Annotated in this window: 3 protein-coding genes, 1 tRNA gene and 2 pseudogenes; 3 read left to right on the top strand and 3 right to left on the bottom strand. The window is 64.6% G+C overall.

The window, feature by feature from the left end:
* The 3 genes and pseudogenes from ACT6S0_RS14660 to ACT6S0_RS14650 form a co-directional block, all read left to right on the top strand.
* Positions 1–361, top strand: a pseudogene (locus ACT6S0_RS14660) (DNA polymerase Y family protein); the annotation flags it as partial.
* Between the two features lie 9 nt (positions 362–370).
* The gene (locus tag ACT6S0_RS14655; protein WP_444764555.1) at positions 371–3,460 is read left to right on the top strand and encodes an error-prone DNA polymerase; all 3,090 of its coding nucleotides are present in this window, start codon (positions 371–373) and stop codon (positions 3,458–3,460) included.
* 78 nt (positions 3,461–3,538) lie between these two features.
* A pseudogene (locus tag ACT6S0_RS14650) lies at positions 3,539–4,057 on the top strand (IS66 family transposase); the annotation flags it as partial.
* Positions 4,058–4,197: 140 nt separating this feature from the next.
* Here the strand turns inward: ACT6S0_RS14650 and ACT6S0_RS14645 are convergent.
* The 3 genes from ACT6S0_RS14645 to ACT6S0_RS14635 all read right to left on the bottom strand — a co-directional run bounded on the left by ACT6S0_RS14645 (position 4,198) and on the right by ACT6S0_RS14635 (position 7,024).
* Positions 4,198–5,412, bottom strand: a complete 1,215-nt coding sequence (locus tag ACT6S0_RS14645) for a tyrosine-type recombinase/integrase (RefSeq protein ID WP_444764554.1) — start codon at positions 5,410–5,412, stop codon at positions 4,198–4,200.
* Between the two features lie 196 nt (positions 5,413–5,608).
* A tRNA-Ser gene (locus ACT6S0_RS14640) sits at positions 5,609–5,701 on the bottom strand.
* Between the two features lie 48 nt (positions 5,702–5,749).
* Complete coding sequence (locus tag ACT6S0_RS14635; protein ID WP_444764553.1) at positions 5,750–7,024, bottom strand: aspartate kinase; 1,275 nt, start codon at positions 7,022–7,024, stop codon at positions 5,750–5,752.
* Positions 7,025–7,125 lie beyond the last annotated feature (101 nt).

Raw genomic sequence — 7,125 nt, 5'->3', positions numbered from 1 at the left:
CTGCAGGGTCCATGAGGACCACCGCCAGGAATGGATGGCCCACTGGCAACCGGTGGCCAAGCCGGTGCCGCGCAAGCCCGCGGGCAGCAGCGACCTGCCCCAGCCGACCTGGGCACTTCGCGAGCCGCTCAAGTTGGCGATACGCAACCAGCGCCCCGTCTACCAAGGTGAGCTGCAGCTGCTGGCCGGGCCGCAGCGCATTGAATCCGGCTGGTGGGACCGTGACGAGATCGCAGGCCAGGGGCGGCTGGTGGTGCGCGATTACTGGCTGGCCGAGTCCCGCCACGCGGGCCTGCTGTGGCTCTTCCAGACCCGGCAGGACGACAGCGTGGCCTGGTACCTGCACGGCATCTTCGGATAGCGCTTCCTGATGATCCCGCCCTACGCCGAGCTGCGCTGCGTCAGCAACTTCACCTTCCTGAGGGGCGCCAGCAAACCCGAAGAACTGGTCGAGCGCGCCAAGGCCCTGGGCTACGGCGCCATCGCCATCGTTGACGAGTGCAGCATGGCCGGCGTGGTGCGCGCACACGTGGCGGCCAAGGAGGCCGGCATCAAGCTGCTCGTCGGCAGCCAGTTCGAGGTGCGGTCGGACACGCCCTTCAGCTTCGTCGTGCTGGCCACGAACCGCAATGGCTACGGAAACCTGTGCCAGTTCATCACCCACCTGCGCCGCCGCTCTGAGAAGGGGTCGTACCACCTCGACCTCGATGAGATCGACCGCACGACGCTGGCCGACTGCGTCGTCATCGCGGTGCCCGATCGCAGCTGCACGCTGGCGCAGATGGAGGTCATCGCCAAGTGGCTGCTGCGGCACTGGACCGGCTGCTGCTGGCTGGGCTGGGAGCAGCTGCGCCGCCTCGATGACGAGGTGCAGCTCTACAAGCTGCGCCAATGCAGCGAGCTGACCGCCGTGCCGGTCGTCGCCGTGGGCGACGTTCACATGCATGTCCGCTCGCGCAAGCCGCTGCAGGACGTGTTGACGGCAACAAGGCTGCGTATGCCCATCGCCGAGTGCGGGCTGAAGCTGCGCCAGAACGCCGAGCAGCACCTGCGCACCCGTCGTCGCATCGCCGAGCGCTGCCCGCCGGAGCTGATGCTGGAGACGCTGCACGTGGCTGACCGATGCGACTTCAGCCTGGATGAGCTGAAGTACCAGTACCCCGACGAAGTCATCCCCGCCGGCGAGACGCCACACAGCTACCTGCGCCGCATCGTCTACGAGGGCGCCGGCCGGCGCTGGCCCCATGGCGTGCCCGGCGAGGCGCAGGCGCAGATCGAGCATGAGCTTGGCCTCATCGCGGAGATGCAGTACGAGCACTACTTCCTCACCGTGTACGACATCGTCGCCTTCGCGCGCAGCCAGGGCATCCTGTGCCAGGGCCGGGGCTCCGCCGCGAACTCGGTGGTCTGCTACTGCTGCGGCGTCACCGAGGTCGACCCACTGCGCAGCTCCATGCTCTTCGAGCGTTTCATCAGCAAGGAGCGCGGCGAGCCGCCCGACATCGATGTGGACTTCGAGCACGAGCGGCGCGAAGAGGTCATCCAGTACCTTTACCGCAAGTACGGCCGCGACCGTGCGGCGCTGACTGCTGTCGTGACCAGCTACCGACCCAAGAGCGCCCTGCGGGATGTCGGCAAGGCGTTGGGCCTGGACGATGCGGCGCTGGAAGGTCTCAGCAAGGGCGTCAGCCAGTGGGACGCGGCCATCAGCGATGACGCGATCGTCGAGGCCGGGCTCGACAAGGACAGCCTGCTCGTCAAGCAGTTGCGCACGCTGGTCGAGCAACTGCAAGGCTTCCCGCGCCACCTCAGCCAGCACCCCGGCGGCTTTGTGCTGACGAACGGGCCGCTGACCCGCATCGTGCCGATTGAGAACGCGGCGATGGAGGACCGCACCGTCATCCAGTGGGACAAGGACGACCTGGACCTGATGGGCCTGCTCAAGGTCGACGTGTTGGCGCTCGGCATGCTGACCGCGCTGCACAAGTCTCTGGACCTCATCGGCATGCGCAAGGGCCATGTCTTCGAGATGCAGGACATCCCGCCCGAGGACCCCGCAACCTACGACATGATCTGCAAGGCCGACACGGTCGGCGTCTTCCAGGTCGAAAGCCGGGCGCAGATGTCCATGCTCCCGCGCCACCAACCCCGCTGCTTCTACGACCTGGTCGTGCAGGTCGCCATCGTGCGGCCGGGGCCTATCCAGGGCGGCTCGGTCCACCCCTACCTGAACCGCCGCAACGGGCAGGAGCCGGTGACCTATCCCAGCCCGGAAATCGAGAAGGCCCTGGGCCGCACGCTGGGCGTGCCGCTGTTTCAGGAGCAGTGCATGCAGCTGGCCATCCTGTGTGCCGGCTTCACGCCTGGTGAGGCCGACGGGCTGCGCCGCGCGATGGCCGCCTGGCGCCGCACCGGCAGCCTCAACAAATACGAGCCGCGCATCATCGGCGGCATGCTTGAGCGCGGCTACACCGAAGCCTTCGCGCGCAATGTCTTTGAGCAGATGAAGGGGTTCTCCAGCTACGGATTCCCGGAGAGCCATGCGGCGAGCTTCGCCATCCTGGTCTACGCGTCGTGCTGGGTGAAGCATCACCACCCCGCGGAGTTCCTGTGCGCGATGTTGAACAGCCAGCCGCTCGGTTTCTACACGCCAAGCCAGCTGGTCCAGGATGCCCGCCGCCATGGCGTCGACGTGAGACCAGCCGATGTACTCCACAGCGACTGGGACTGCACGCTGGAAGACATCGAGTACGCACCTGCGGTGCGGCTGGGCCTGCGGCTCGTTCAAGGGCTCAAGGAAGCATCGGCGCAGCGCATCGTCCAGGCGAGAGTTCAGTCCTATTTCGAAAGTGCCGAGGAGCTGGCCCGCTTTGCACAGCTGGAACACCAGGACCTGCGGCAGCTTGCGGCCGCCGACGCGCTGAGGAGCCTGAGCGGCCACCGCCGGCAACAAGTCTGGGACGCTGCAGCCCTGCGCCGGCCGCCCGAGCTGCTGCGCCAGGCGCCGGTGGACGAGCCCGTCCTCGAATTGGAGGCCGCTGCCGAAGGTGAAGAGGTGGTCTGGGACTACCGCACCCTCGGACTGACACTGCGCAGCCATCCGATGAAGCTGCTCAGACCCAAGCTGCTGCAACGGCGCTTCCTGACGGCCGAACAGCTTCTCAAGACACGGGACGGTCAGCCCGTGCACTACTGCGGCATCGTCACGCTGCGCCAACAGCCCGAGACCGCCAAGGGCGTGATCTTCGTGAGCCTGGAAGATGAGACCGGCAACGTGCAGGTCATCGTCTGGCCAAGCGTGAAGGAGGCGCAGCGCAAGGAACTGTTGGGATCGCGCCTGCTAGGTGTACAGGGCAAATGGCAACGGCAGGGCGATGCGTGCAGCCTCATCGCGCAACGGCTGGAGGATCTGTCGCCCTGGCTGGGCGAGCTTGAAACAAGCAGCCGGGATTTTCATTGAGCCGCAGTCGCTTGATTTGGTCGGCAGGTGTGGCCCAACACCATGTATTTACCTAAAGCTCCTCAAGGTGTTTACTGAAGAACTCAGGTCGGCGAGCAAGCGCTGCGCTTCTACCAGGCCCTGTTCCGCATCGAGCGGCAGATTGAGCAACTCGCCAGTGACGAGCGCCGACGCATCCGGCAGCGCAAGTCACGACGGGTTCTGGCGGTGTTCCACCGCTGGCTGCTCGCCAAGCGCCAGTTGGTGCCGCCTGGATCCGCGACCAACAAGGCGATTGACTACAGCCTGAGGCGCTGGAAGGAACTCACGCGCTTCGTGGACGACGGCGACGTGCCCATCTCGAACAACTGGGTCGAGAACCAGATCCGACCGATCGCAGTCGGCAGATCGAATTGGCTGTTCGCCGGTAGCCTGCGTGCGGGCAAGCGGGCTGCGGCCGTCATGAGCCTGCTGCACTCAGCGCGCATCGACGGGCACGACCCGTACGCCTACTTCAAGGACGTGCTGGATCGCTTGCCGACACACCCGGCCAGCCGGATCGACGAGCTCCTGCCACACCGCTGGTACCGCCAAGCTGAGATCCCGCCGTCGGCTTAATATCGTTTCCCACCCCCCGTGGCGGGGGAGGGGACTCGCCCGCCCTCCACAGCCGCCGTCAAGGTGTGTTCGGCGGACGCATACCAATAGACCACGCCCTTGCTCGACCAAGTTTGAACTGAGAGCCCACGGTAGAGCCTCTACGCGCTGAGCTTGCGAAGCGCCACCACACTGCCGGCGATGGCGGTATCGAGGTAGTCGCTCCAGGCCTGCATCATCCGTGCACGCTGAGGTAGGTACAGCGCATGGTTGTAGCTGGCTGACACCGCATCACGCTCCTGGTGAGCCAATTGCAGCTCGATGTGTGAATGCTCAAATCCTTGCTCGTGAAGAAGCGTCGAGGCGACACCCCGAAAGCCATGCCCCGTCATCCGGCCCTTGTAGCCCATGCGTTCCAGTGCCTTGAGGATCGTGTTGTTGGACATCGGCTTCTTGGGATCGCGCTCCCCTGGAAACAGCAGCGCCCTGCCACCCGTGCTCGTGTGAAGCGCCCGTAGCAGCGTCACAGCCTGTGAGGACAACGGGACGATATGCGGTGTCTTCATCTTCATGCGGCTCGCTGGAATGTCCCAGCGGCCCACGTCCAGGTCGAACTCATCCCAGGCCGCGCCGATCAGCTCACTGGTCCTCACGAAGGTCATGGCCATTAGCTTCAAGGCAGCGCGCGTGATGGACGCGCCCTGATAGACCTCGATCTTCCGCAACAGGTCGGGCAGCTCGTTCGCTTCCACCCGCGCAAAGTTCTTCTTTTTGCGCGAGGGCAGCACATCGCTCGGCCGTATGTCAGTCGCCGGATTGCGCGACGCCTGCCCATGCGCGATCGCGTAGCGAAACACTTGACCGCACGTTTGCATGGAACGCTTCGCGATGTCCAGCGCGCCGCGCGCTTCGATGCGCTTCACCATCGCGACCAGTTCTGCCGCCTCAAGCTCGGCAATGGGCCGATGACCGATCACCGGGAACACGTCGGCCTCAAGCCGCCGCTCAACATACTCAGCGTGACGGCTTGAACGAGCTGCCTTCCAGCTCGCCCACCACTTGCGAGCCACGGACTCAAATGAATTGTCCATGGCGATGCGCTGGGCTACTTTCACCTGGCGGCGCTCGCCCATCGGATCGGTGCCGGCGGCCAGCAGCTTGCGCGCTTCTTCCCGCTTCTCGCGAGCCTGGGCCAGAGAAACGTCGGGATAGCCGCCCAGGGCCATCAGCTTTTCCTTGCCGGCGTGACGGTACTTCCAGCGCCAAAGCTTCCCCCCCTCCGGCTTCACCAAGAGGTACAGCCCCCTCTCGTCGCTCACCTTCAGCGGCTTGTCGGCTGCCTTGAGCTTTTTGATGGCGGTATCGGTGAGAGACATCGTGGGTACTCCTGGGATCGCCAGAGAAAAGTACCCCCAGCGCCTCGTTCAAGTACCCCCAACCGTACCCCCACGCGTCGCGGGCTGTCAACGAACGCTTCAGGACGCCGTGAAACAAAAAAGCCCGTCTCCACTGGGGAAAACGGGCTTTTCGAGTTCTTTGTGGGACTTCAACAAACGTCCCGGAACTGATCCTTGGCGGAGTCGGAGGGATTCGAACCCTCGATGCAGGTTTTGCCCACATACTCCCTTAGCAGGGGAGCACCTTCGGCCACTCGGTCACGACTCCAGCACAGCCGCGCATTCTACATTAAGCGCGGATGCTTCTCGCGAGAATTCAGGCGGGCGCGTCGTCCTGATCCAGGTCGAAGGCCTTGTGCAATGCGCGCACGGCGAGCTCCATGTACTTTTCGTCGATGACGACGCTGGTCTTGATCTCACTGGTGGAGATCATCTGGATGTTGATGCCCTCCTCGGACAGCGCACGGAACATCTTGCTGGCCACGCCGACATGCGAGCGCATGCCGATACCGACGATGGACACCTTGCAGATCTTGGGGTCGCCAGCGACCTTGCTCGCATTGGTGGCCGGGCCGACGGTGTTCTGCAGCAATTCCATCGTCCGTGCATAGTCGTTGCGGTGCACGGTGAAGGAGAAATCCGTCTTGCCGTCGTGCGAGACGTTCTGGATGATGACGTCGATATCGATGTTGGCCTCGGCCACGGGGCCGAGGATCTGGAAGGCGATGCCAGGCTTGTCGGGCACGCCCAGCAGCGTCACCTTGGCCTCGTCACGGTTGAAGGCAATGCCCGAAACGACGGCTTGTTCCATTTTTTCGTCCTCTTCAAAACTGATCAGGGTGCCGGACTTGGCTTCCTCGTTGATATCGATGTCCCAAGGCGTGAAGCTGGACAGCACGCGCAGCGGTACGCGGTACTTGCCGGCGAATTCCACCGAGCGGATCTGCAGGATCTTGGAGCCCAGCGACGCCATCTCCAGCATCTCTTCGAAGCTGATGGTGTGCAGACGGCGTGCCTCGGGCACGATGCGCGGGTCGGTCGTGTAAACGCCGTCCACATCGGTGTAGATCAGGCACTCGTCGGCCTTCATCGCCGCGGCGATGGCCACGGCCGAGGTGTCGGAGCCGCCCCGACCCAGCGTCGTGAGATTGCCGAGCGGATCGATCCCCTGGAAGCCGGTGATGACGACCACCTTGCCAGCCGCGAGGTCAGCTCGCACGCGGGCGTCGTCGATGCTCTCGATGCGGGCCTTGGTGTAGGACGAATCGGTGGCGACAGGCACCTGCCAGCCCGCATAGCTGACCGCTTCCATGCCCTCGGCCTGCAGCGCGATGGCCAGCAGACCCACGGACACTTGCTCTCCGGTGGCCGCGATCACATCCAGCTCACGCATCAACGCCGGGCTGCTGCCGGTGGGCGACAGTTCCTTGGCCAGGCCGAGCAGGCGGTTGGTCTCACCGCTCATGGCGGAAGGCACCACCACCATCTGGTGGCCAGCGCGCGCCCATTTGGCCACCCGCTTGGCGACGTTGCGGATGCGCTCGGTGGACCCCATCGAGGTGCCGCCATACTTGTGGACGATCAGAGCCATGTGTTTGAGCGAAGGCTGAAGACGGAGCGGCCAGGACGGCACGCTCGCAAACCGCTGATTTTATGCGTCGTCCTCGCCCGGGCCTTCGCTCTGCGGCAAGG

Origin of the sequence: Roseateles sp., from assembly GCF_052436255.1 — a bacterium.
Taxonomy (GTDB): Bacteria; Pseudomonadota; Gammaproteobacteria; order Burkholderiales; family Burkholderiaceae_C; genus Pelomonas.
The sequence above is the reverse complement of the archived record's forward strand: the minus strand, read 5'-3'. Positions and strand labels throughout refer to the sequence as shown.

Excerpts from the sequence above, each read along its gene's own strand:
- ACT6S0_RS14645 (WP_444764554.1), bottom strand. The coding sequence starts at position 5,412 with ATGTCTCTCACCGATACCGCCATCAAAAAGCTCAAGGCAGCCGACAAG.
- ACT6S0_RS14655 (WP_444764555.1), top strand. The coding sequence starts at position 371 with ATGATCCCGCCCTACGCCGAGCTGCGCTGCGTCAGCAACTTCACCTTC.
- ACT6S0_RS14635 (WP_444764553.1), bottom strand. The coding sequence starts at position 7,024 with ATGGCTCTGATCGTCCACAAGTATGGCGGCACCTCGATGGGGTCCACC.